Origin of the sequence: Hydrogenophaga sp. (assembly GCF_051858985.1) — a bacterium.
GTDB lineage: Bacteria > Pseudomonadota > Gammaproteobacteria > Burkholderiales > Burkholderiaceae_C > Hydrogenophaga.
Genome location: NZ_JBHYGM010000003.1, coordinates 353963 through 376393, shown reverse-complemented (window position 1 = coordinate 376393; position 22431 = coordinate 353963). Strand labels below are relative to the sequence as shown.

Sequence of the window (22431 nt, the reverse complement as noted above, 5' to 3'; positions counted from 1 at the left end):
CTGAGGCCATGTTCAATCCGTCCCAGGCCGACGTCCGGCGTTTCTACTGTTCCGTCTACGCCAAGTCGCGCGCCAGCGAAACCATGGAGGCCATTGAAACGCTGGCCGCCCAGTGGATCGACGAGCACCCCGAACACCACGCCGAACTTTCCGACGTGGAGGCGGCCCTGGCCCGGCTCGGCGAGGCCGACGCCGGGCGCGACAACCCCTTCCTGCACCTGTCCATGCACCTGTCCATCAGCGAGCAGTGCAGCATCGACCAGCCCCCGGGCATCCGCCAGGCCGTCGAGCTGCTGGCCGCTCGGCGCGGCGACCTGCACGCGGCGCACCACGAGGTGATGGAGTGCCTGGGCACCATGCTGTGGGAGAGCCAGCGCGCCGGCCGGCCACCCGATGGGCAGGCCTACATCGAGGCCGTGCGCCAGCGAGCGACCCGCGACTGAAACAAAAAAAAGCCGCTCTCAGAGCGGCTTTTTGATCGGGTGGAGCCCGGCTTACTTGAAGCGCGGCTGCGGCACGATCTTGAGTTCGCCTTCGACCGACGCCAGGTACTTCGCGATCTCGCGCATTTCGGCGGGCGTGTACTGCTTGGCGATGCCGGCCATGATGCCGTTGGAACGGCCGATGACGTGGTTGCCTTCGACCGTGTAGGCCTTGAGCGCGAAGAACAGGTAGTCGGCATGCTGGCCGCCGATCTTCGGGTAGCTGGGGTCGATGGGCTTGCTGAAGTTGGCACCGTGACAGGAAGCGCAGGCGCCCTTCTCGATCAGGGCAGCGGCCTTGGTGCTGGCCGACTTGGGGGCCTCCGGTGCGGTCTTGTCGGCATGCGAGGCATAGAAACTGGCCAGGTCGGCCATGTCCTGCTCGCTCAGCGATGCGGCAATGCCGCGCATGGTGGGGTGCTTGCGGTCGCCCTTCTTGTAGGCGTTGAGCGCAGAAACGATGTAGGCGCCCGATTGGCCCGAGATCTTGGGCACCTTGTGAATTTCGGGAAAGCTGTTCTGGTAACCCTGGATGCCATGGCAACCAATGCACATTTCGGCCTTCTTCTGGCCGGCCTGCACATCACCCGTCACGCCCTGGGCCTGGGCGGAGATGGTCACCACGGAGAGCGTCGCAGCGGCGACAAGGGTACGGGCGATCGTGGACAACGTTTGGATCATTTTGCAAGCACAATGAATGGGACGGGCGATGAAAAATCAACCGCTGATTATATAGACTGGGCGAACGCCACCCTACCCCCAACCCCTTGCACGAAGCTCCTCATGAAATTCAAAGGCTCCGAGAACTACGTCGCCACGCAGGACCTGATGCTGGCCGTGAACGCCGCCATCACCCTGCAGCGCCCGCTGCTCGTCAAGGGAGAGCCCGGCACCGGCAAGACCATGCTGGCCGAGGAAGTGGCGCAATCGCTGAACCTGCCTTTGCTGCAGTGGCACATCAAGAGCACCACCAAGGCGCAGCAAGGTCTGTACGAATACGACGCGGTGAGCCGTTTGCGCGACTCCCAGCTGGGCGATGAGCGGGTCAAGGACATCCACAACTACATCGTCAAGGGCGTGCTCTGGCAGGCCTTCACGGCCGATCAGCCGGTGGCCCTGCTGATCGACGAGATCGACAAGGCCGACATCGAATTCCCGAACGACCTGCTGCGCGAGCTCGACCGCATGGAGTTCTACTGCTATGAGACCCACGAGCTGATCCGCGCCAAGCACCGCCCGCTGGTGTTCATCACCTCCAACAACGAAAAAGAGCTGCCCGATGCCTTTCTGCGCCGCTGCTTCTTCCACTACATCAAGTTCCCGGACGCCGAGACCATGCAACGCATCGTCGACGTGCACTTCCCCAAGCTCAAGAAGGAACTGCTGGCCGCGGCCATGAAGACCTTCTACGACGTGCGCAACCTGCCTGGCCTCAAGAAGAAGCCGTCGACCTCCGAGCTGCTGGACTGGCTCAAGCTGCTGATGGCCGAGGACATTCCGCTGGAAGCCTTGCAAAGTGCCGACAGCAAGGTGAGCGTGCCACCGCTGGTGGGTGCGCTGCTGAAGAACGAGCAGGACACGACCTTGTTTGAAAAGCTCGTGTTCATGAACCAGAGAAACCGATGAGCCGCTTCATCGATCCCGTCACCCTGACCGGGCGCAACTGGGTCGTGCTCGAGCCCATGGAGCGTCGCCACGCCGACGAGTTGCTGGAAGCGGCCAGGGACGGCGAGCTCTGGAACCTCTGGTACACGGGCGTGGCCACGCCCGACGCTGTGGTGGGCTACATGGATGCCGCCATGAAGATGCGCGACGAACTGGGCGCCATGCCGTTCGTGGTGCGCCGCAAGTCGGACGGCAGGATCGTCGGCTCCACGCGCTATTTCAACGTGGATGCGAAGAACCGGCGCCTGGAGATCGGCCACACCTGGTACAGCCGCAGCGTGCAACGCACCGGGCTGAACACCGAAGCCAAGCTCATCCTGCTCAAGCACGCGTTCGAAAAGCTGGATTGCGTGGCGGTGGAGTTCCGAACCCACTGGTTCAACTTTGACAGCCGCGAAGCCATCGCCCGCCTGGGCGCCAAGCAGGACGGCGTACTGCGCAACCACCAGATCAGCCCGAACGGCACGCTGCGCGACACGGTCGTCTTCAGCATCATCGCCAGCGAGTGGCCCACGGTGAAGGCCCACCTGCGCTGGCAGCTCAACAAGCCGCGGGGCTGAGCGAACATCTCCAGGAGATCGCACCGTGCTGATCGACTTCTTCTACACGCTGCGCTCGGCCAAGCTGCCGGTGTCGGTGAAGGAATACCTGATGCTGCTGGAAGCGCTGCAGGCCGACGTGGTCGGCCCGCGCAACCCGGAAGCCTGCTCCATGGACGATTTCTACTTCCTCGCGCGCACCGCGCTGGTGAAGGACGAGAAGCACTACGACAAGTTCGACCGGGCCTTCGCCGCCTACTTCAAGGGCGTGGAGATGATCGCGGACTTCACCAAGCCGATCCCGGCGGACTGGCTGCGCCAGGAAATGGAACGCATCCTGTCGGAGGAGCAGAAGGCCAACGCGCCGAAGATGGACTGGGACGAGCTCATGGAGACGCTGAGGAAGCGTCTGGAAGAGCAGAAGGAACGCCATGAGGGCGGCAGCAAGTGGATCGGCACAGGTGGCACCTCGCCGTTCGGCAACGGCGGCGTGAATCCTCAGGGCGTGCGCATCGGCGGCAAGGGGGGTGGCAAGAGCGGCGTGAAGGTGTGGGAGCAGCGCGCCTACCGCGACTACGACGACACCCAGGAGCTCGGCACGCGCAACATCAAGGTGGCCCTGCGCCGGCTGCGCAAGTTCGCGCGCGAGGGCAACGATTTCGAGCTCGACCTGCCCGACACCATCCGCGCCACCGCCGCCAACGCCGGCTACCTCGACATCAAGATGATCCCGGAGCGGCACAACAACGTGAAAGTGCTGCTGCTCATGGACGTGGGCGGCACCATGGACGAGCACATCCAGCGGGTGGAGGAGCTCTTCTCCGCCGTCAAGAGCGAGTTCAAGCACCTCGAGTTCTACTACTTCCACAACTGCGTCTACGACTTCATGTGGAAGAACAACCGGCGGCGCTATGCCGAGAAATTCCCGACCTGGGACATCATCCGCAAATACAACAAGGACTACAAACTCATCTTCGTGGGCGACGCCACCATGAGTCCTTACGAAATATTGCAACCTGGCGGCAGCGTGGAATACAACAACGAGGAGGCGGGTGCCGAGTGGCTGCAGCGCCTCACCCACGCATTTCCGAAATTCGCATGGGTCAATCCGGAACCTCAGGGCGTGTGGCAGTATCGACAGAGCATCAGCGTGATCCAGCAACTCATGAGCCAGCGCATGTACCCGCTGACCCTGAAGGGGCTGGAGGACACGATGCGTTTGCTCTCGAAATAACCCCTGAATGAAACTGGCCTCTGCGGACCGGGCTGGCCTGGTCTGCTTCTACCTGCTTTGCGGGTTGCTGCTCTCACCCCTGACGGCGCTCTCGCAAGCGCCGTCAGCGCCCGTGGCCGCCCCTGCCGAGGCGAGCGGCGAAGACGCCGCGGACGAACAACAGACTCGTGAACAGGCGCGGCGCGCGCGGGCTGCGCGCCCACCCGCCGGGCCGCGCTTCGAGATCGACATGCAGGCGCCAGAAGCCCAGCGCGATTTCCTGCTGCGCCACATGGAGTTGCAGCGCTACCGCGAACAGCGCAACCTCGATGCCAACGAACTGGGCCGGCTGCTCGCGCAGGCGCCGGACAACCTGCGCGAACTGCTGGCCACGCTCGGGCACTTCACGCCGGTGGTCGAAGTGACGGCACCGCCGGGCCTGGGCGAAGCCACGGCACCTCAGAACGGAGCCGCCGCGCCGCAGCCGCTGGGAACGGTCACGGTGCGCGTCGATCCGGGTCCGGTGACGCAGATCGCCAGTGTCAATGTGTCCTTTGTGGGCGACATTGCGAACGCACCCGAAGCAGCGGATCAGCGTGCCGACATCCAGCGCGAAGCCGCGTTGAGCCAGGGCCTTCCGTTCTCGCAGGCCGACTGGGACCGCACCAAGTCCGCCTCGCTGCGCCGCCTGATAGCCGAGCGCTATCCCAACGGCCGCATCCAGAACAGCCTGGCCGACATCGACAACAACCAGCGGGTGGCCAATCTCTACATCGAACTCGACTCCGGACAGGCCATGCGCATCGGCGACGTGGTGGTTCAGGGCGCAGAGCGTTACGACGCTGAAACCGCCGAACGCCTGGTGCGGCTCTCGGGCCTCACGCCCGGGAGCGACTACGACCTGTCGCGCCTCCAGGATGCCCAGCGCCGCATCGCCGAGAGCGGGTACTACGACTCGGTGTTCGTCTATGTGGAGCCCACGCTGGATGGCCAGACGCTGCCGGTGATGGTGCAGTTGCGGGAGAGCAAGAAGCAGAAGGTGGTGATCGGCGTGGGTGGCAGCACCGACAACGGCGCGCGCCTGTCGCTCGAACACACGCACAACAGCGTGCCGGGCATCGGCTGGCGCGCATTGAGCAAGCTGCAGCTCGAGCGCATCGACCAGCTGGCCGCCACCGAGCTGAGTTCGCCACCCGACGGCGATGGATGGCGCAAGATCGTGGGCGCCCAACTGGCCAGGCAACTTGACGAAACCACCATCACCAGCAGCCAGCGCATGCGCGTGGGCCAGACGCAGCTGGGGGTGGAGTACGACCGGGCCTACTACCTTCAGTACGACCGCGCGCGGGTGGTGAACGAAGCGGCGCGCAATCCGGCCACCGAGGTGGCCGACTCGTCCATCACCGCCAACTACGCCTGGACACGCAGGCGCTTCGACGACCTGATCTTTCCGCAGAGCGGCTACGGGCTGGCCGTGGAACTGGGCGCCGGCTACACGCTGGGCACCACCCGCCTGCCCTTTGGTCGCACGCACGCCCGATGGCTCACCTACTGGCCGCTCGGCAGGCCGGCACCGGTGGCCACACCGGTGCCAGGGCAGGCGCGGGAAGTGAGCACGCCGGCGGCGCGCCGCACGGAACTGGGCCGCCTGGCACTGCGTGTGGAAGGCGGCGCCATCATGGCGCGCGACGCGGCGCCCATTCCCGACACCCAGCTTTTCATCACCGGCGGCGACAACACCGTGCGCGGTTACGGCCTGCGCGACATCGGCGTGCAGCGCCCGGACGGCACCATCGGGCCCGGTCGCTACAAGGCGGTGGTGAGCCTGGAATGGCAGCGCCCGATCTTCAACAGCGACAACCGCTCCAACTGGGAGAACGTGATCTTCATCGACGGCGGCGCGGTGGCCAACAAGGCCGGCGACCTCGACCCGGTGTGGGGCGTGGGCACCGGCATCCGCTTCAACAGCCCGGTGGGACCGCTGCAGCTGGACCTGGCCTACGGCCTGAAGACCCAGCGTTTTCGCATCCACCTGAACGTGGGCTTCACGTTCTGAACCGGATGAGCACTTCGCCCGACACGACCCCGCCACCACCCTCGCGCACGGGCCGGGTGGTGCGCTGGGTGGTTGGCACCACCGCCGCGCTGGTGGTGCTGGTGCTGCTCGGTTTCGGCCTGTGGGCCAGTTCGTCGGGCTCGCTGGCGCAATCCATCCGCTGGGGCCAGGCTTTCATGGCCCGGCAGGGCATCGAGGCCGGCACCATCGAGGTCGCCGAGGTGGAGGGCAGCCTGCTGCGCGGCGGACGCATCGGGCACCTGAGCTGGCGACGCGACGGCCTGAACGTGCAGGCCACCGAAACGCGCATCGGCCTGAGCGGCTGGTTCTGGGCCGACGCGCTGCTCGGGCGCGGCGTGCGCCTGTCGCAGCTCGACATCGGCCGCCTGGAGATCGACGACCAGCGTCCGCCGAGTCCGCTGGAGCCGCTCCAGCCCATCACGCTGCCGCTGCCCGTCACCCTGCCCTGGTCCATCGGCGAACTGGTGATGCAGGGCCAAGACCCGCTCACCCTCAGCGGCCTCAAGGGCCAGTACCGCTACCGCCCGGCCGACAGCGTCTGGAGCCTGGACGTGGCCGATGCGCACCAGATCGATCTGGAAAACCTGCAGGTGGCCGGCGGGCGCTACCAGGTGCAGGCGGTGCTGGGCGCGCAAGCCCCCATGCCTTTGCGCCTGGACGCCCAGGGCGAGGTGCAGGCCACGGTGCCCGGCGGCGGCGAGGCCGTCACACTGAGCGCGGTCGCCCGCATCACGGGCACGCTGGCCACGGTGGACGCCGCGCTCGACGCCACCGCCAGCCTGCGCACCACCGGCGGGGCCGTCGGCACCGAGGCGACCACGCTGGACGCCAGGGCCCGACTGCGACCCTGGCTGCCGCAGCCCATCGAGTCGGCCGACGCCACGATGAACCGGCTGGATCTCGCCGCGCTCTGGCCGCAGGCACCTGCCACCCTGCTCAGCGGCACGGTGCAGGCCCGACCCGATGGCGACGCCTGGCGCGCCGAACTGCGGCTGGCCAATGCCGCCAGCGGCCCGGCCGACCGGCAACGGCTGCCGCTGGAGCGCCTGAACGCCGATCTGGAGCAGCGCGGCGCGCGCTGGACGCTCACCCGCGTCGACGCGCAGCTCGGTGGCGGCACCCTGCAGGGCGAGGGCTGGTGGGAGCCGGCCACGGGCGCGCAGGCGTCACCGCTCGGCCAGTGGCAGGGCGAATTCAAGGCCGCCCGCATCAATCCCGCCCTGCTCTGGAGCGCGATCGCACCCGCCGCGCTGGATGGCCAGTTCACCGCGCGCGCAGTGGACGCCAACACCGAGCGCGCGGCGATCGACCTCGTGGCCCGCGTGCGCCCTTCGGGCACGCAACCCCGGGCGAGCGCCCTGGCCGGCCTGCGCCTTCGCGAGCTGGATGTTCAGGGCCTGTGGCGCCCGTCGGCCGGCAACGCGGCGCAAGGGGTGCTCGATCTGCGAGAGGTGCGGCTGAACGCGGCCGACGCCACGCTGGAGGGCCGTGGCAGCGTCGACACCGCCGCGCTCAGTTTCGACGGCCAGCTGGCGTTGCAGCTGCCGGGTGCGCAGGCCGACTGGAAAGGCCAGGCGGCGCACGCCCAGGGTGGCGGCGATCTGGACCTTCAGCTCGCCGACGCGAGCCGGCTGCTCGAGTGGGTGCGCAGCCTGCAGACACTGCCCGTGGTGGGGCCGCCGATCCGCACCGCGCTGGAAGTCCAGCCCGGCCTGGCGCTCGAGGGCAGCGCACGCCTGCGCGCCGGCTGGCAGGGCGGCCTGGGCGCTTTCGGTTACCCGGCCCCGCCAAAGGGTGCGAAGGCTGTCGCAGCGCCACGCCTGAGCCTGAACCTGGATTCGCCCCGCTTGCGCGTCACGCGCGACGTGGCGACTGGCAACCAGACCAGCCCCACCACCCCGCAAACGGTCGACCTGAGCGCGCTCAAGCTGCAGGCCAGCGGCACGCCCGATCGTCTGGCGCTGGAGCTTGCCGCCAGCGCCGAGCAGGGACCGTGGCGCGGCCTCCTGGCCACAGAGGGCACCGTGCAACTGGGCGGCGCGCGCCAGCCCGACATCGACACCGGGCGTCTGGACCTCAGCCGTTTCCGGTTGCAGGCCACCGACAGCGCCCGTGCCGACCGCAGCGTGACCTGGACGCTGGAGAGCGCGGCGGCGCTCGGCCTCCAGTGGCAGGGTGCGCGCAGCACAGCGCTCAGCCTGCAGGCCGACCCGGGACGGCTGCGGCTGCAGCCTTCCTTCAACCGCCGCTCCGCGGCCCCCACGCCCTCGCGCGGCGACACCGTGGCCATGGCGGCGGCCGCCACCACGCCGACCGACGCCAGCCCCATGACGCTCGCCTGGGAACGCCTCACGTGGAAGGCCGGCGCGCTGGACACCCGCGGCCAGCTCACCGGGCTGCCCCTGTCGTGGGTCGATGCGCTGGCCACCGCCGAAGGGGCGCGCTACGGGCCGCTGAGCCAGGCCGGCCTGGGTGGCGATGTGGTCTTCGACGGTTCTTGGGACCTGTTCCTGCCCGCCGATGCCGCAACGCCGCCGCGCCTGTCGGCACAACTTCAGCGACGCAGCGGCGACCTGTCGGTGCAGACCGACGGCGCCTTCGACGAGAACACCACGTCCACGCAACGCCTCCAGACCGGCATCCGCGAGGCGCGCCTGAACATCGACACGCAGGGCAGCAACGTGCAGGCCCGCCTGCGCTGGGACAGCGAACGCCTGGGCCTGGCCACGGCCGACCTGTCCACCACCCTGAGCCCGCCGGGCGCGGACGAGACCGCCTGGCACTGGCCGGCGCAGGCACCGCTGCGCGGCACGGTGCAGGCCAGTCTGCCGCAGGTCGGCGTGTGGTCGGCGCTGGCGCCACCGGGCTGGCGCGTGCGCGGATCGCTCTCGGCCGACCTCACGGTGGCTGGCACGCGCGCGGCACCGCTGCTCAGCGGCAAGCTCAACGCCGACGACCTGGCGCTGCGCTCGCTGGTCAACGGCATCTCGTTCTCGCGCGGACAGTTGCGCGCCACGCTGGCGGGCGAACGCATCACCATCGACCGCTTCTACCTGCAGGGACGCGGTGGCGTGGAAAACGGCGGCACGCTGCTGGCCAGCGGCACCACCGAGTGGCGCAACGTGATGGTGGACGGCACCGAGCGCCGCCAGCCCTACATCAACCTGCAGGCCACCGCCACCCGGCTGCGCGTGTCGACGCGGCCGGACCGCCGGCTCACGCTCTCGGGCGAACTGCAGGCCGAGCTCGCTGGCCCGGCGCTCAAGCTGCGCGGCCAGCTCACCGCGGACGAGGCGCTCTTCATCCTGCCGGACGAAACCACGCCCACGCTCGGCGACGACGTGGTGGTGCGTGGCACCGAGATCCCGCTGGAGGACCCGAACGCCTTTCGCGTGCAGCCCGACGTGCTGGTGGACCTGGACCTGGGCAACAACTTCGAGGTGCGCGGCCAGGGCCTGCAGACGCGCCTGACCGGCAACATCAACCTGCGCAGCACACCCGCCCAACCCACGCCGCGGGTCCTGGGCGAGGTGCGCACGGTGCGGGGCACCTACCGCGCCTACGGGCAGGCACTGAACATTGAAACCGGTGTGCTGCGCTTCACCGGGCCGTACGACAACCCCACGCTGGACATCACCGCCGTGCGCCCCAACACCACGCAGCGGGTGGGCGTGATCATCAGCGGCACGGCGCAGGTTCCGCGCGTGCGCCTGTTCTCCGATCCTGAGTTGCCTGACAGCGAGAAGCTGGCCTGGCTGGTGCTGGGCCGCCCGGCCAGCGGCGCCGGGGCTGAAGCCGCGGTGCTGCAGCAGGCCGCGCTGGCGCTGCTGGCGCGCAGCGGCGGCCGGCTCGACGGTGGCCTGGCCGGTGCGCTGGGCCTGGACGAGCTGTCGTTCGCGGGCAGTTCCACCAACGCCGACGGCTCCACGGCTTCTGCCGCGCTCACGCTGGGCAAGCGGCTGTCCAACCGCCTGTACCTCAGCTACGAGAGCAGCCTGGCCGGCGCCATGGGCACGGTGTCGATGTTCTACGACCTCTCACGCCGCGTCACGGTGCGCGCAAGAGCCGGGGAAGAGAACGCGATCGATCTGATCTTCACGCACACATATGACTGAACCCCGCGCCGCGCCTGCGGCGCGTCACGGTGTTCTGGATCACGTCACTTCGCTCAGGCGACTTGAGCAACTTCTGGCTGATTGGCCGCCACGGCCGTCTGCGCCCGAATCTCACCCTCTGCGGCAGCCAGCGCCTTCGCTTTCGGCTCCGGGCCCATGGCCACGCCTTCGGCGCGCACGAAACGCACGTCGGTGATGCCGAAGAACCCCAGCACCGTCTGCAGGTAGGTTTCCTGGTGTTCCATGGCGCGTCCACCTTCGCTGGTGGAATACACGCCGCCGCGGCTCAAGCCCACGATCACGGTCTTGCCACCGGCCAGGCCGACGGCGCCCTTGTCGGTGTACGTGAAGGTGCGGCCTGCCTGGGCGATGCGATCGATCCAGGCCTTGAGCTGGGTGGGGATGGTGAAGTTGTAGAGCGGAGCACCGATCACGACCACATCGGCCGCGAGGAACTGGCTCACCAGCGCTTCAGACAGCGCATTCTCCCGGCGTTGCGCGTCGGTCGCAGCGGCCTGGCCGGTGCGAAAACCCAGCGCATCGGCACCCAGGTGGGGTACCACGGCGGTGGCCAGGTCCAGGTATTCGACCTGCGTGCCCGGGTGGGCGGCCACCCAGGCCGCCACCGTGCGGGCGGTCAGTTCGCGGGAGACCGACTGGTCGCCGGTGATGGAAGAGTCGATGTGCAGCAGTTTCATGAAAAGGCTCCTGAAGTTGAAAGCCACATCCGTGGCCATGGATAGATTGTCTTTTCAGATCGATTGCGTGATAAGACGGCAAAATTGCGCCACATCGTTCCACTGGCAGGACAATCAGGAGGCCCCATGCAGGATCTGAACGACATGCTCTTCTTCGCCGAGGTGGTCGAGCGCGGCGGGTTTGCGGCGGCGGGCCGCGCCCTGGGCGTGCCCAAGTCGCGGCTGTCGCGCCGCGTGGCCGAGCTCGAAGCGCAGCTCGGCGTCCGGCTGCTGCAGCGCACCACCCGCAAGCTCTCGCTCACGGCCATCGGCGAGACCTACCTGCGCCACTGCCTCGCGCTGCGCGAATCGGCGCAGGCCGCCGCCGACGCCGTGGCCGAGGTGCAGACCGAACCGCGCGGCACCATCCGCGTGGTCTGCCCGGTGACGCTGGCGCAGACCGTGCTGGGCGATGTGCTGCCGATCTATCTGGAGCGTCACCCGCAGGTGCAGGTGGACATGGAGGTCAACAACCGCGTGGTGGACCTGGTGGAAGAAGGCGTGGACGTGGCGCTGCGCGTGCGCCTCACGCTGGAGGAAAGCGGCAGCCTGGTGATCAAGCGGCTGGACGAGGCGCGCTCGGTGCTGGTGGCCAGCCCCAGGCTGCTCGAACGCCAGGGCACGCCCGCCACGGTGGAAGAAGCCAGCCGGCTCGACAGCGTGGCGATGTCGGCCACGGACGGCCACGTCAGCATCCCTCTCACGCACACCGATGGCCGCGAGGCCGTGCTGCATCAGCGCCCGCGCCTGATTGCCGACGACCTGCTCACCCTCAAGCTCGCCGTGCTCGGCGGCACCGGCATGTGTTCCCTGCCCGACTACATGTGCGAGGACGAACTGCGCGACGGGCGCCTGGTGCAGTTGCTGCCCGAATGGACCCGACCGGTGGGCGTGGTGCACGCGGTGTTTCCCTCGCGTCGGGGCCTGTCGCCCGCGGTGCGCAGCTTTCTCGACTTTCTCGGTGAATACGTGCCCGTCTGCGGCAACCTGCTGCGCCGGGGCAGCCTGGCCTGAGCGCGCTCACACAGGAAAAAGCCGCGCAGCCAATGTGTCGCGCGCGCGGTGGAGCATGGGCAGGAACGCTTCGCGCAGCTCGCTCATGTTCATGCGTTCCACCCGCACGGCAATGCTCATGGCCGCGACCACCTGGCCCTGTTGGTCGCGCACAGGCACCGCCATCGACCGCACACCGATCTCCAGTTCGCCATCGTTGGTGGCGAAGCCTTCTGCGCGGCAGCGCTCCAGAAGTTCCATGACGCGTGGCACGCTGTGCACCGTCTGCGGCGTGAGCGCCACGCGCTTCATGCCGCGCACGCGGGCCAGCGCTTCGGCCGGCGGCAAGCCAGCCAGCAAAGCGCGTCCCAGCGCGGAGCAATACGCCGGCAGCCGCGAGCCGATGCCCAGCCCGGTGCTCAGGCTTCGTCGGGCTGTCGATCGCGCCACGATGATCGCGTCGTTGTCGAGCAACTGGCCGAGCGACGCGGACTCGCGGGTGCGCTCGGACAACGCGTCCAGCAAGGGCTGCGCCAGCGATGGCATGGGACGCGAGGACAGGTAGGCATGGGCCACCAGCAGGGCGCGCGGCAACATCCAGAAGCGCTTGCCATCGCTGTCCAGATAGCCGAGCTGATGAAGCGTCAGCAAGGAACGCCGTGCGGACGCTGGCGACATGCCGGTCAGCCGCGCGACCTCGGAGAGCGTGAGGCGGCTGTGCTGACGGCCAAAGCACGTCAACACGTCCATACCCTTCTGCAGGGATGTGACGAAATGGCGGTCGGGTGCATTGACCTCTATCAATGCAGTGGATTCATTCTTGCGCATGGCGCAAATCTAGCTTGTTCCCGGGGTCCCGTGCAATGACACTGGCCGGCCCCACAGTGAACCGCGGAGACCACCCATGCCACGACTCTTCTCTCGCCGCCTCGGCGCTGCGATCGCACTCGCCTCCTGCCTGGTCGGCAGTGCGTTTGCCCAATCGAACAACCAGCCCCTGAAACTCATCGTGCCGTTCCCCGCTGGTGGGACCGCCGACGTGCTGCCTCGCATCCTGGCCGAGAAGCTGCGCACGCATTACCCGGCCGGCGTGGTGGTGGAGAACCGAACCGGCGCGGGCGGCAACATCGGTGCCGAATCGGTGTTCCGCTCCACCCCGGATGGCACCACGCTGCTCGCGTCGCCTCCCGGTCCGATCGCCATCAACCACCACCTCTACAAGAAGCTCTCGTTCGATCCCACGCAGTGGGTGCCGGTCACCGTGATGGCCACGGTGCCGAATGTGCTGGCCGTCAGCACCAAGGTGCCGGCGCAGAACGTGGCCGAGTTCATCGCCTACCTGAAAGCGAATCCAGGCAAGGTGACGTACGCGTCTCAGGGCAATGGCTCTACATCGCACCTCACGGCCAGCCTGTTCATGCAGCTGACCGGCACCGAGATGACGCACATCCCCTACCGCGGCACCGCACCCGCGCTGGTCGACCTCGTCGGTGGGCAGGTCGATGTGTTCTTCGACAACCTGAGTTCGTCGGCACAGTTCCACAACACGGGCAAGCTGCGCATCCTGGCCGTGGCCGACGCGGCTCGCTCGGCTGCGCTGCCGCAGATCCCCACGTTTGAAGAGTCGAAAGTCGCCGGCATGAATGCCGTGACCTTCTTTGCCGTGGTAGCGCCACCCGGCACGCCTGCGGCCACCGCCACCGTGTTGCAGAAGCAACTGGCCGACGCCATGGCCATGCCCGATGTCAAGGCCCGCTTTGCCGAGCAGGGTGCCGAGCCCCGCGGCTGGTCCACCGAGCAGACCGGCCGCTTCATCCAGGCCGAGTCCGCGAAGTGGAACAAAGTCATCAAGAGCGCCAATGTGACGCTGGAGTAAGAGAAACCGACATGCAGGAACAGACCATCCACTGGCGCAGCGACGCGCTCACGCGCATCCCCTACGCGCTCTACAGTGACGCTCGGGTGCCCGAGCAGGAACAGGAGCGGATCTTTCGTGGCAACACCTGGAACTTCCTGTGCCTCGACGCCGACATTCCTGAAGCCGGGAGCTACCGCACCACGTTTGCCGGCACCACGCCGGTGGTGGTGGTGCGCGATGGCGACGACGAGATCTACGCCTTCGAGAACCGCTGCGCCCACCGTGGCGCGCTGATCGCGCTGGAGAAATCGGGCAAGGCCGAGAACTTCCAGTGTGTCTACCACGCGTGGAGCTACAACCGCCAGGGCGACCTGACCGGCGTGGCATTCGAAAAGGGCGTCAAGGGCCAGGGTGGCATGCCGCCCGATTTCTGCAAGGAAGAGCATGGGCCGCGCAAGCTGCGCGTCGCCGTGTACTGCGGCCTGGTGTTCGGCAGCTTCTCCGAAGACGTGCCCGACATCGAGGACTACCTCGGTGAGGACATCTGCCAACGCATCGAGCGCGTGATGCACAAGCCGGTGGAGGTCATCGGCCGCTTCACGCAGGCACTGCCCAACAACTGGAAGCTGTACGTGGAGAACGTCAAGGACAGCTACCACGCCAGCCTGCTGCACATGTTCTTCACCACCTTCGAGCTGAACCGCCTGTCGCAGAAGGGCGGCGTGATCGTCGACGAATCCGGTGGCCACCACGTGAGCTACTCGATGATCGACACCACGGCGGAGAAGGATTCGTCGTACAAGGACCAGGCGCTGCGCTCCGACAACGACCGCTACCGGCTGAAGGATCCGTCGGTGCTCGCGGGCTTTCACGAATACGACGACGGCGTCACGCTCCAGATCCTGTCCGTGTTCCCCGGCTTCGTGCTCCAGCAGATCCAGAACTGCCTGGCGGTGCGACAGGTTCTGCCGAAGGGCGTGGACCGCACCGAGTTGAACTGGACCTACTTCGGCTACACCGACGACACGCCCGAGCAGCGCAAGGTGCGCCTCAAGCAGTCCAACCTCGTGGGGCCGGCCGGCTTCATCTCGATGGAAGACGGTGCGGTAGGCGGGTTCGTGCAACGCGGCATTGCGGGCGCGAGCGGCATGGAAGCCGTGGTGGAAATGGGGGGCGACGAATCCGGTTCCAGCGAGGGTCGGGCCACCGAAACCTCGGTGCGCGGGTTCTGGAAGGCGTACCGCGCCCACATGGAGGCCACGCCGTGATCGATCTGCTCAGCATTGCCGCCTTCAACGCGCGCTACGGCCACACCATCGACAGCGACGCCCTTGAAGCCTGGCCCGCCTTCTTCACCGAAGACTGCCACTACCGCATCACCCATGTGGAGAACGAACAGGAAGGCCTGGCCGCCGGCATCGTGTACGCCGACTCTCGCGCCATGCTCGAAGACCGCATCGCCGCGCTGCGCGAAGCCAACATCTACGAGCGCCAGCGCTACCGGCATCTGCTGGGCCTGCCGATGGTGGAGTCGGCCGATGACGCGTCGGCACGGGCACGCACGTCTTTCGTGGTGGTGCGCATCATGGCCACTGGCCAGAGCGAGGTGTTCGCCACCGGCGAGTACCGCGACCGCTTCGTGCGCGACGCGGACCGACTGCTGCTGGCCGAACGCGTGGCGATCTGCGACAGCACCGTGACCGACACGCTGATGGCGTTGCCGCTGTGATGGTCACGCCTCCCCCGCGCCGCCTGGCACTGTCCAGTGGCGACCCCAACGGCATCGGGCCGGAGATTGCACTGAAGGCCCTGGCCGCGCTCGACGACACGGCGCGAGATCGCATCACGGTGTTCGGGCCCGGCGAGGTGCTGCAGCGCGCCGCCCAGGTTTGTGACCTGTCTGCGTTGTGGTCGACGTTGCGGCATGTGGAGGCCGGAACACTGCCCACCAGCGCTGCCGTGCCGGGCCGCGTCGATGCCGCCGCCGGCGCGTCCACCATCGCCAGCGCCACCGCCGCGTTGCAAGCCGTGCGAGCAGGTGATTTCGACGCCGTGATCGCCTGCCCGCACCATGAGACCGCCATCCACCAGGCCGGCATGGCCTTCAGCGGCTATCCATCGCTCGTGGCACGCGTCTGCGGCGTGCCCGAGGACGAGGTGTTCCTCTTGCTGGTGGGCGGTGGCCTGCGCATCGTGCACGTGACCCTGCACGAAAGCGTGCGCACCGCGCTGGACCGCCTCACGCCTGCGCTGATCGAGCGGGCGGTGCGCTCCGCCGTGCGCGCCTGCGCCCTGCTGGGCGTGAACGACCCCCACATCGGTGTGTTCGGCATCAACCCGCATGCCTCTGAAGGCACGCTGTTCGGCCCTGAAGACCAAGGCATCGTGGTGCCCGCCATGGCAACCCTGCGCGCCGAAGGCTACCGAGTGGACGGACCCCACGGTGCCGACATGGTGCTGTCGCAACGCCGCCACGACCTGTACGTGGCGATGTTGCACGACCAGGGCCACATTCCCATCAAGTTGCTCGCGCCCAACGCAGCGAGCGCACTCAGCATCGGTGCCGACGCGCTGCTCTCCAGCGTGGGCCACGGCAGCGCCATGGACATCGCGGGGCGCGGCATCGCGGACCCGACTGCGCTGCTGCGCACCATCGCCCTGCTGTCCGGCCAGACGCCCTCGCCAGCCATCCCATGAACCATTCCATCGCCATCGAGGCCACCGAAGTCACGTTCGACAACCCGCCCGGCCAGAGCCTGCTCGATGCTGCCCTGCGCGCCGGCATCGAGTTGCCCTACTCCTGCCGCAAAGGCGTGTGCGGCAGCTGCGTGGGCAGCATCGCATCGGGCGAGGTCCGCGGCCTCAACGGCGCAGCCATCCGCAACGACACCTGCGGACCGGACCAGGTGCTCTACTGCCTGTGCGAACCCACCACGGACGTGGTGCTGCAGCCCGCGTCGTGGAAACGCGTCGATCCTTCCGCGCGAAAGACCTTGACCGCCAAGGTCTACAGCAACCAGTTGGCCGCACCCGATGTCTCGGTGCTGCGCTTGCGCCTGCCTGCCGGCCAGCGCGCGAAGTTCCAGGCCGGCCAATACCTGCAGATCCTGTTGGAAGACGGCAGCGCGCGGTGCTATTCCATGGCCAATCCGCCTCACGAGAGCGATGGTGCCACGCTGCACATCCGCCACGTGGCTGGCGGCCAGTTCAGCCAACGCGTGGCGCAACTCGCGCCGGGGGACCCGCTCCGCATCGAACTGCCTTTTGGCAACGTGGCCCTGGCGAGCGAAGACACACGACCCATCGTGTTCGTGGCCGGCGGCACCGGCTTCGCACCGGTCAAGTCCATCCTGGATGACATGCTGAAGAAGCGCGTGCAGCGCGACATCACGCTGATCTGGGGCGCCCGCGAGCCAGCCGGCCTGTACCTGCGTTCGGCGGTGGAGCGCTGGCAGAAGCAGTGGCCGGATTTTCGATTCATTGCCGCGCTGAGCGACGTGCCGTCGGACGACGCCTTTGCCGGCCGCGCGGACGACGCCTTGCGCCAGTGTTGTGCGGCCCTCGGAGGACACGTCGTCTACTGCTGCGGCTCGCCGCCCATGGTGTCGGCGGTGCGCTCGGCGGCGGCAGAGAAAGGCCTCGCTCCCGAGGACTTCCACGCCGACGTGTTCGTGCCGGGACCGTCGGCGGCGCCCGCGTGAGCAGGAGAGCGCTTGGGACCCCACCGTACAATGCGGGCTCTTTTTCGCCGCCATAGTTCAATGGATAGAACGAGCGCCTCCTAAGCGCTAGATACAGGTTCGATTCCTGTTGGTGGTACCAGCCCCACCTTCCCATGCACGCCCCGCTGACACGCCATCAGCTCGTCGAACAACTGCACGCGCTCGGCGTGGGTCCTGGCCACACCGTCATGGTCCACGCATCGCTCAAGGCCCTGGGCCCGGTGCAAGGGGGTGCTGCCGAGGTGGCGCGCGCCCTGCTCGAGAGCGTGAGCCCAGATGGCACGCTGATGGCATACGTGTCTTGGGACCGTTCCCCCTACGAAGAGACGCTCAACGGCGCGCACCTCGGCGCCGCCGAACGCGAGGCCTGGCCTGCATTCGATCCGAAGACGTCGGGCACCTACCGGGAATTCGGCTTGCTCAATGCGTTTCTCTGCCAGCTGCCGGGCGCCGTGCGCAGCGCACACCCCGATGCCAACATGGCTGCCATCGGCGCCAGGGCGCAAGAACTCGTGAGCGAACACGCGCTCGGCGAGGCTTACGGTGTCGGGTCACCACTGGAACGCTTCGTGCAAAGTGGCGGACAGGTGTTGATGCTCGGAGCACCTCTGGACGCGATCACCGTGTTGCACTACGCAGAGGCCATCGCCGACCTGCCCGGCAAGCGCCGCGTGAGCTATGAACAACCGGTGCTGGATGAACACGGCCGCAAGGTCTGGCGCCGCGCCGATGAGCTGGATTCCAACGGCATCCTCGACTGTTTCGCCGAAGAAGGCGCGATGGATGCCGTGGAAACCATCGCCAGGGCCTACGCGGCAGAGGGCCGGCACCGCACCGGTCGCGTGGGCCAGGCCCAGTGCCACCTGTTCGATGCGCAGGACATCGTGTCGTACGGCAAGGCCTGGCTGGAAGCGCGTTTCCGCTGAAAGACCCACGGGCGCGGTGCGGTTTGCACAGGGGTGACCTGGGACGCCCGAATACTGTATATCCTTACAGCATGAGCACCGTGGCCCGCAAGATCCGCATCCTCGCCGATGCCGCGAAATACGACGCGTCGTGCGCGTCCAGCGGGGGTACGCGCCGCAACTCCAGCGACCAGAAGGGCCTGGGTTCGAACGAAGGCATGGGCATCTGCCACAGCTACGCGCCGGATGGCCGCTGCATTTCGCTCCTGAAAATCCTGCTCACCAACTGGTGCGTCTACGACTGCCTGTACTGCGTCAACCGCATCTCCAGCGATGTGGAGCGCGCGCGTTTCTCGGTGGAAGAGGTGGTGAACCTCACGCTGGATTTCTACCGCCGCAACGTCATCGAAGGCCTCTTCCTCAGCTCCGGCATCATCCGCTCGCCCGACTACACCATGGAGCAGCTGGTGGAAGTGGCGCGCCAGTTGCGCGAAGTGCATGCCTTTCGCGGCTACATCCACCTGAAGACGATTCCCGACGCGGACGAAGCCCTGCTGGCGCAGGCCGGGCGGTACGCAGACCGCCTGAGCATCAACATCGAGTTGCCCAGCCAGGCCTCGCTCGATGCGCTGGCGCCCGGCAAGAGCAGCCAGCAGATCCGCCAGTCGATGGCGGGCATCCGGCTGCGGCTGGACGACGCGCGCGAACAGAAGACGCAGTCGCAACAGATTCGCTCGCTGCCCGGCCAGAAGGGCACGGGCGCCGCGCCGCCGCGCTTTGCACCGGCCGGCCAGAGCACGCAGATGATCATCGGCGCCGACGACTCTGACGACCGCTGCATCCTGCAGACCAGCGCGTCGCTCTACGCCGGGTACCGCTTGAAGCGCGTGTACTACTCGGCGTTCAGCCCGATTCCGCACGCCAGCGCCAAACTGCCCGGCCAGGCCGCACCCCTGGTGCGCGAACACCGGCTCTACCAGGCCGACTGGCTGATGCGCTTCTACGGTTTCGACGCCACGGAGCTGGTGCTCCCGGGCGGCATGCTGTCGATGGCCATGGACCCGAAGCTCGCGTGGGCGCTGGCGCATCCCGAACTGTTTCCCGTGGATGTGAACCGCGCACCGCGCGAGACGCTGCTGCGCGTTCCGGGGCTGGGTGTGCGTTCGGTGCAGCGCCTGCTGGACGCGCGCCGCGTGCGCCGCCTGCGTCGCGCCGACATGGAGCGCCTGGGCACCGCCGGGCGAAAGGCGCTGGACTTCGTGCACCTGCCCGACCATCGCCCCGGCGCCGCGTTGCTCAACCCGGTGGCGTCCGTGGTGCCGTCGACGATGGCGCAGCCCGACCTGTTCGACACCGCGAGCGCCTGAGGATTCGCCATGCGCTGGCAGGTCGAGGTGTTCCCCAACGACGTCGCGCACGCCATGCGCGCGCTCTCCAGCCTGCTCGCCTGCGGGGCAGCGCCGGGCGACGTGGTGTGGTCGGAAGGCGCAGGGATGCAAGGCGACCTGCTGGGTGAAGCGGCGTTGCTCTCGCCGCCTGTTGAAGCCGTGCCGCTGCGCGCCCTGCGCCGGTTGCCCGCCGGCTTCTTGCCACTGGCCGAAACCGTGGCCATGCACGCGCACCCGGAACGCTTTCGCTCGCTGCACGAACTGGCCGTCGATCTCGCCGCCGATCCGCGCCGCTGGCGCGACGCGCTGGACCCGCGACGGCTGGCGCTGGAGCGCACCGCGCGCGAAGTGCGGCGCGAGATTCACAAGATGCACGCCTTCGTGCGATTCCGCCAGCTCGAAGAAGGCGATGGCGAGGTGCGCTACGTGGCGTGGTTCGAACCGGTGCACCACATCGTGCATGCGGCCGCGCCGTTCTTCGCCCAGCGTTTCGCCGCCATGCGCTGGGCCATCCTCACCCCCGCGCTGTGCGTGCACTGGAACCGCGAGGGGCTGGCGTTCACGCCGGGCGTGGACCGATCCCGGGCCCCCCCGCCCGACGCCGGCGAAGCCCTGTGGCTGGACTACTACCGCAGCATCTTCAACCCGTCGCGCGTCAAGACCGCCGCCATGCTGCGCGAGATGCCGCGCCGCTACTGGCACAACCTGCCGGAAACGCAGGCCATCACCGGCCTGCTGCAGGAAGCGCCCGCGCGCAGCGCGCGCATGGTGGAACAGGCCAGCGAATCACAGCGCCGCATGCCCATCAGCGTGCCGCGCGTGGTCGCGCGGACGCCGCGCACGCCACAGGAACAGCTGGCCGACCTGGGACGGCGCGCGCGCCACTGCACCGACTGCCCGATGGCGTCGGCCGCCACGCAGATGGTGTGGGGCGAAGGGCCGGTGGGTGCGGCGCTCATGATCGTGGGCGAACAGCCCGGCGACCAGGAAGACCTGGCGGGCCGTCCTTTCGTGGGGCCTGCGGGCCAGCTGCTGCGCCGCGCCCTCCAGGAACTCGGCTGGCCTGCCGAACAGCTCTACCTCACCAACGCGGTGAAGCATTTCCATTTCCAGCCGCGCGGCAAACGCCGCATGCACAAGACCCCGGGGCAGCGCGAGGCAGAGGCGTGTGAGCAATGGCTGGAGGCCGAGATCCGGCTCGTCGCGCCGCAGGCCATTCTGGCGTTGGGCGGCACGGCCGCGTCCAGCGTGCTCGGGCGCAGCGCGGGTGTGGCGCAGAGCCTGGGCAGCTGGTGGGCTCGGGCCGATGGGGTGCCGGTGTGGGTCGTGCACCACCCGGCTGCGGTGCTGCGCCGGGCCGAGTCGGGCGCGCCGGGTTTCGAAGATTGGGTGGAAGCGATGCGCCCGGCGCTTCAGCGCAGCATGGCGTAACCCACGCCGATCGCGGCCGCCAGTCCCACGGCGTCGGCAAACAGCGCACAGGCCAGTGCATAACGCGCGTGCTGCACACCCACGCTGCCGAAGTACACCGCGAGCACGTAGAACGTGGTTTCGGTCGAGCCCTGAACGATGGCGGCCAGGCGCCCGGCGAACGAATCCACGCCGTGCGTCTGCATCACGTCGATCATCAGGCCTCGCGCGCCGGCGCCGGACAGGATCTTCATCAGCCCCACGGGCAGCGCCGGCAGGAAGTCGGTGTTCCAGCCCATGGCCGCCACGGCCGCGCCAATGCCGGAGAGCAGAAAGTCCATGCAGCCGGCGGCGCGGAACACGCCGATGGCAATGAGGATCGCGATGAGGTAGGGCACGATCTGGATCGCCACACCGAAGCCTTCCTTGGCGCCTTCAATGAAGGCGTCGTACACGTTGATGCGGCGCCACGCGCCCGCCAGCACGAACAGCATCACCACACCCAGGATCACCGCCGCACCCGTGGTGCCGGCCACGCGCGCCGCCTGCTCGGCGGGCAGTTGAGAGAGCGCGGTCACGGCCGCCGCCAGCAGGCCGCCCACCGCCAGCACCGGCAGCAGGAATCGCGCGCGCCACAGCGGCAGTCGCTGGCACACCGCCACCGCCAGCACGCCGGCCAGCAGCGCAGTGAACGTGACGAGCAAGGTCGGCAGAAAGATGTCGGCGGCGTTGAACTCCGCCCCCAGGCCCTGCTTGAGCGCGATGCTCTGCCGGATGGCGATCACCGAGGTCGGGATCAGCGTGAGGCCGGCGGTGTTCATCACCACGAACATGATCTGTGCGTGGCTGGCCGTGCCCGTCGGTTCGGTGTTGAGAGTCTGCAGCTCGCGCATGGCCTTCAGGCCCAGCGGGGTGGCGGCGTTGTCCAGGCCCAGCAGGTTGGCCGACATGTTCATGGTCATGGCGCCCTGCGCGGGGTGGCCCTGCGGCACTTCGGGGAACAGGCGGCGCAGCAGAGGCCCGGCCAGCCGCGCGAGCAGCTCGATCATGCCGGCGCGTTCCCCCACGCGCATGAGCCCCAGCCACAGCGCCATGATGCCGGCCAGCCCGAGCGAGATCTCGAAGCCGGAACGCGCGCCGTCGAACATGGCGGTCATCAGCGCCTGCAGGATGCCGTGCTCGCCGAGCAGCCAGCGCACCACGGCGGTGGCGAACGCCACGGTGAAGAAACCGATCCAGACCCAGTTCAGCGCCATGGGGTGCGATGGTAGCCGCTGCACCCGAGCGCCATTCGTCGACGACCTGGGCAACGATGTCGAAATGCCAG

The 22431-nt window shown here is 68.0% G+C and carries 19 protein-coding genes and 1 tRNA gene; 16 read left to right on the top strand and 4 right to left on the bottom strand.

The genetic code is table 11. The features are described 5' to 3' along the window. Positions 1-8: 8 nt before the first annotated feature. Positions 9-443 carry a DUF1841 family protein gene (locus ACTIEY_RS14155; protein WP_439519775.1) on the top strand — a complete coding sequence of 145 codons (435 nt, stop codon included), beginning with the start codon at positions 9-11 and terminating at the stop codon, positions 441-443. A gap of 51 nt (positions 444-494) precedes the next feature. Here ACTIEY_RS14155 and ACTIEY_RS14150 read toward each other — a convergent pair whose 3' ends face one another. Beyond that, positions 495-1163: a c-type cytochrome gene (locus ACTIEY_RS14150; protein WP_439519774.1), complete on the bottom strand. Its 669-nt coding sequence runs from the start codon at positions 1161-1163 to the stop codon at positions 495-497. Between the two features lie 102 nt (positions 1164-1265). On the opposite strand from ACTIEY_RS14150, the gene ACTIEY_RS14145 reads away from it, so the two are divergent. From ACTIEY_RS14145 to ACTIEY_RS14125, 5 genes are read left to right on the top strand one after another with little or no spacing between them, the layout of a single operon-like run. Further along, complete coding sequence (locus ACTIEY_RS14145) at positions 1266-2108, top strand: AAA family ATPase (RefSeq protein WP_439519773.1); 843 nt, start codon at positions 1266-1268, stop codon at positions 2106-2108. Then, positions 2105-2707 carry a GNAT family N-acetyltransferase gene (locus ACTIEY_RS14140; RefSeq protein WP_439519772.1) on the top strand — a complete coding sequence of 201 codons (603 nt, stop codon included), beginning with the start codon at positions 2105-2107 and terminating at the stop codon, positions 2705-2707. Before ACTIEY_RS14145 ends, ACTIEY_RS14140 begins: the two co-directional genes overlap by 4 nt. A gap of 25 nt (positions 2708-2732) precedes the next feature. Next, entirely contained in the window at positions 2733-3920 is a 1188-nt protein-coding gene (locus tag ACTIEY_RS14135) for a vWA domain-containing protein (protein WP_439519771.1), read from the top strand. A 7-nt stretch (positions 3921-3927) separates the two neighbouring features. Then, entirely contained in the window at positions 3928-5955 is a 2028-nt protein-coding gene (locus tag ACTIEY_RS14130) for an autotransporter assembly complex protein TamA (protein ID WP_439519770.1), read from the top strand. 5 nt (positions 5956-5960) lie between these two features. Continuing rightward, a complete protein-coding gene (locus tag ACTIEY_RS14125) occupies positions 5961-10091 on the top strand; it encodes a translocation/assembly module TamB domain-containing protein (RefSeq protein WP_439519769.1) in 4131 nt (1376 codons plus the stop codon). A gap of 53 nt (positions 10092-10144) precedes the next feature. Here the strand turns inward: ACTIEY_RS14125 and ACTIEY_RS14120 are convergent, their stop codons facing one another. Then, positions 10145-10789, bottom strand: coding sequence for an FMN-dependent NADH-azoreductase (locus ACTIEY_RS14120; protein WP_439519768.1), 645 nt, complete (start codon positions 10787-10789; stop codon positions 10145-10147). Between the two features lie 126 nt (positions 10790-10915). Between ACTIEY_RS14120 and ACTIEY_RS14115 the strand changes: the two genes are divergently transcribed. Continuing rightward, positions 10916-11842, top strand: a complete 927-nt coding sequence (locus ACTIEY_RS14115; RefSeq protein ID WP_439519767.1) for a LysR family transcriptional regulator — start codon at positions 10916-10918, stop codon at positions 11840-11842. Positions 11843-11848: 6 nt separating this feature from the next. Here ACTIEY_RS14115 and ACTIEY_RS14110 read toward each other — a convergent pair whose 3' ends face one another. Beyond that, entirely contained in the window at positions 11849-12649 is an 801-nt protein-coding gene (locus tag ACTIEY_RS14110) for an IclR family transcriptional regulator domain-containing protein (protein ID WP_439519766.1), read from the bottom strand. A gap of 76 nt (positions 12650-12725) precedes the next feature. On the opposite strand from ACTIEY_RS14110, the gene ACTIEY_RS14105 reads away from it, so the two are divergent. The 9 genes from ACTIEY_RS14105 to ACTIEY_RS14065 all read left to right on the top strand — a co-directional run bounded on the left by ACTIEY_RS14105 (position 12726) and on the right by ACTIEY_RS14065 (position 21125). Then, on the top strand, positions 12726-13697 hold the full coding sequence (locus tag ACTIEY_RS14105; RefSeq protein WP_439519765.1) for a Bug family tripartite tricarboxylate transporter substrate binding protein: 972 nt from the start codon (positions 12726-12728) through the stop codon (positions 13695-13697). A gap of 11 nt (positions 13698-13708) precedes the next feature. After that, on the top strand, positions 13709-14947 hold the full coding sequence (locus tag ACTIEY_RS14100) for an aromatic ring-hydroxylating dioxygenase subunit alpha (RefSeq protein WP_439519764.1): 1239 nt from the start codon (positions 13709-13711) through the stop codon (positions 14945-14947). Continuing rightward, positions 14944-15408 carry an aromatic-ring-hydroxylating dioxygenase subunit beta gene (locus ACTIEY_RS14095; RefSeq protein WP_439519763.1) on the top strand — a complete coding sequence of 155 codons (465 nt, stop codon included), beginning with the start codon at positions 14944-14946 and terminating at the stop codon, positions 15406-15408. Before ACTIEY_RS14100 ends, ACTIEY_RS14095 begins: the two co-directional genes overlap by 4 nt. After that, on the top strand, positions 15408-16376 hold the full coding sequence (locus ACTIEY_RS14090; RefSeq protein WP_439519762.1) for a PdxA family dehydrogenase: 969 nt from the start codon (positions 15408-15410) through the stop codon (positions 16374-16376). Before ACTIEY_RS14095 ends, ACTIEY_RS14090 begins: the two co-directional genes overlap by 1 nt. Then, positions 16373-17380, top strand: a complete 1008-nt coding sequence (locus ACTIEY_RS14085; RefSeq protein WP_439519761.1) for a 2Fe-2S iron-sulfur cluster-binding protein — start codon at positions 16373-16375, stop codon at positions 17378-17380. Before ACTIEY_RS14090 ends, ACTIEY_RS14085 begins: the two co-directional genes overlap by 4 nt. A gap of 46 nt (positions 17381-17426) precedes the next feature. Beyond that, positions 17427-17501, top strand: a tRNA-Arg gene (locus ACTIEY_RS14080). 13 nt (positions 17502-17514) lie between these two features. After that, positions 17515-18327 (top strand): aminoglycoside 3-N-acetyltransferase, encoded by an 813-nt coding sequence (gene aac(3), locus ACTIEY_RS14075; protein ID WP_439519760.1) that lies wholly within the window; start codon positions 17515-17517, stop codon positions 18325-18327. Between the two features lie 71 nt (positions 18328-18398). Continuing rightward, positions 18399-19673: a putative DNA modification/repair radical SAM protein gene (locus tag ACTIEY_RS14070; RefSeq protein ID WP_439519759.1), complete on the top strand. Its 1275-nt coding sequence runs from the start codon at positions 18399-18401 to the stop codon at positions 19671-19673. A gap of 9 nt (positions 19674-19682) precedes the next feature. Beyond that, the gene (locus ACTIEY_RS14065; RefSeq protein ID WP_439519758.1) at positions 19683-21125 is read left to right on the top strand and encodes a UdgX family uracil-DNA binding protein; all 1443 of its coding nucleotides are present in this window, start codon (positions 19683-19685) and stop codon (positions 21123-21125) included. Here ACTIEY_RS14065 and ACTIEY_RS14060 read toward each other — a convergent pair. Continuing rightward, positions 21107-22360, bottom strand: coding sequence for a nucleoside recognition domain-containing protein (locus ACTIEY_RS14060; RefSeq protein WP_439519757.1), 1254 nt, complete (start codon positions 22358-22360; stop codon positions 21107-21109). The genes ACTIEY_RS14065 and ACTIEY_RS14060 overlap by 19 nt on opposite strands. Positions 22361-22431: the final 71 nt, after the last annotated feature.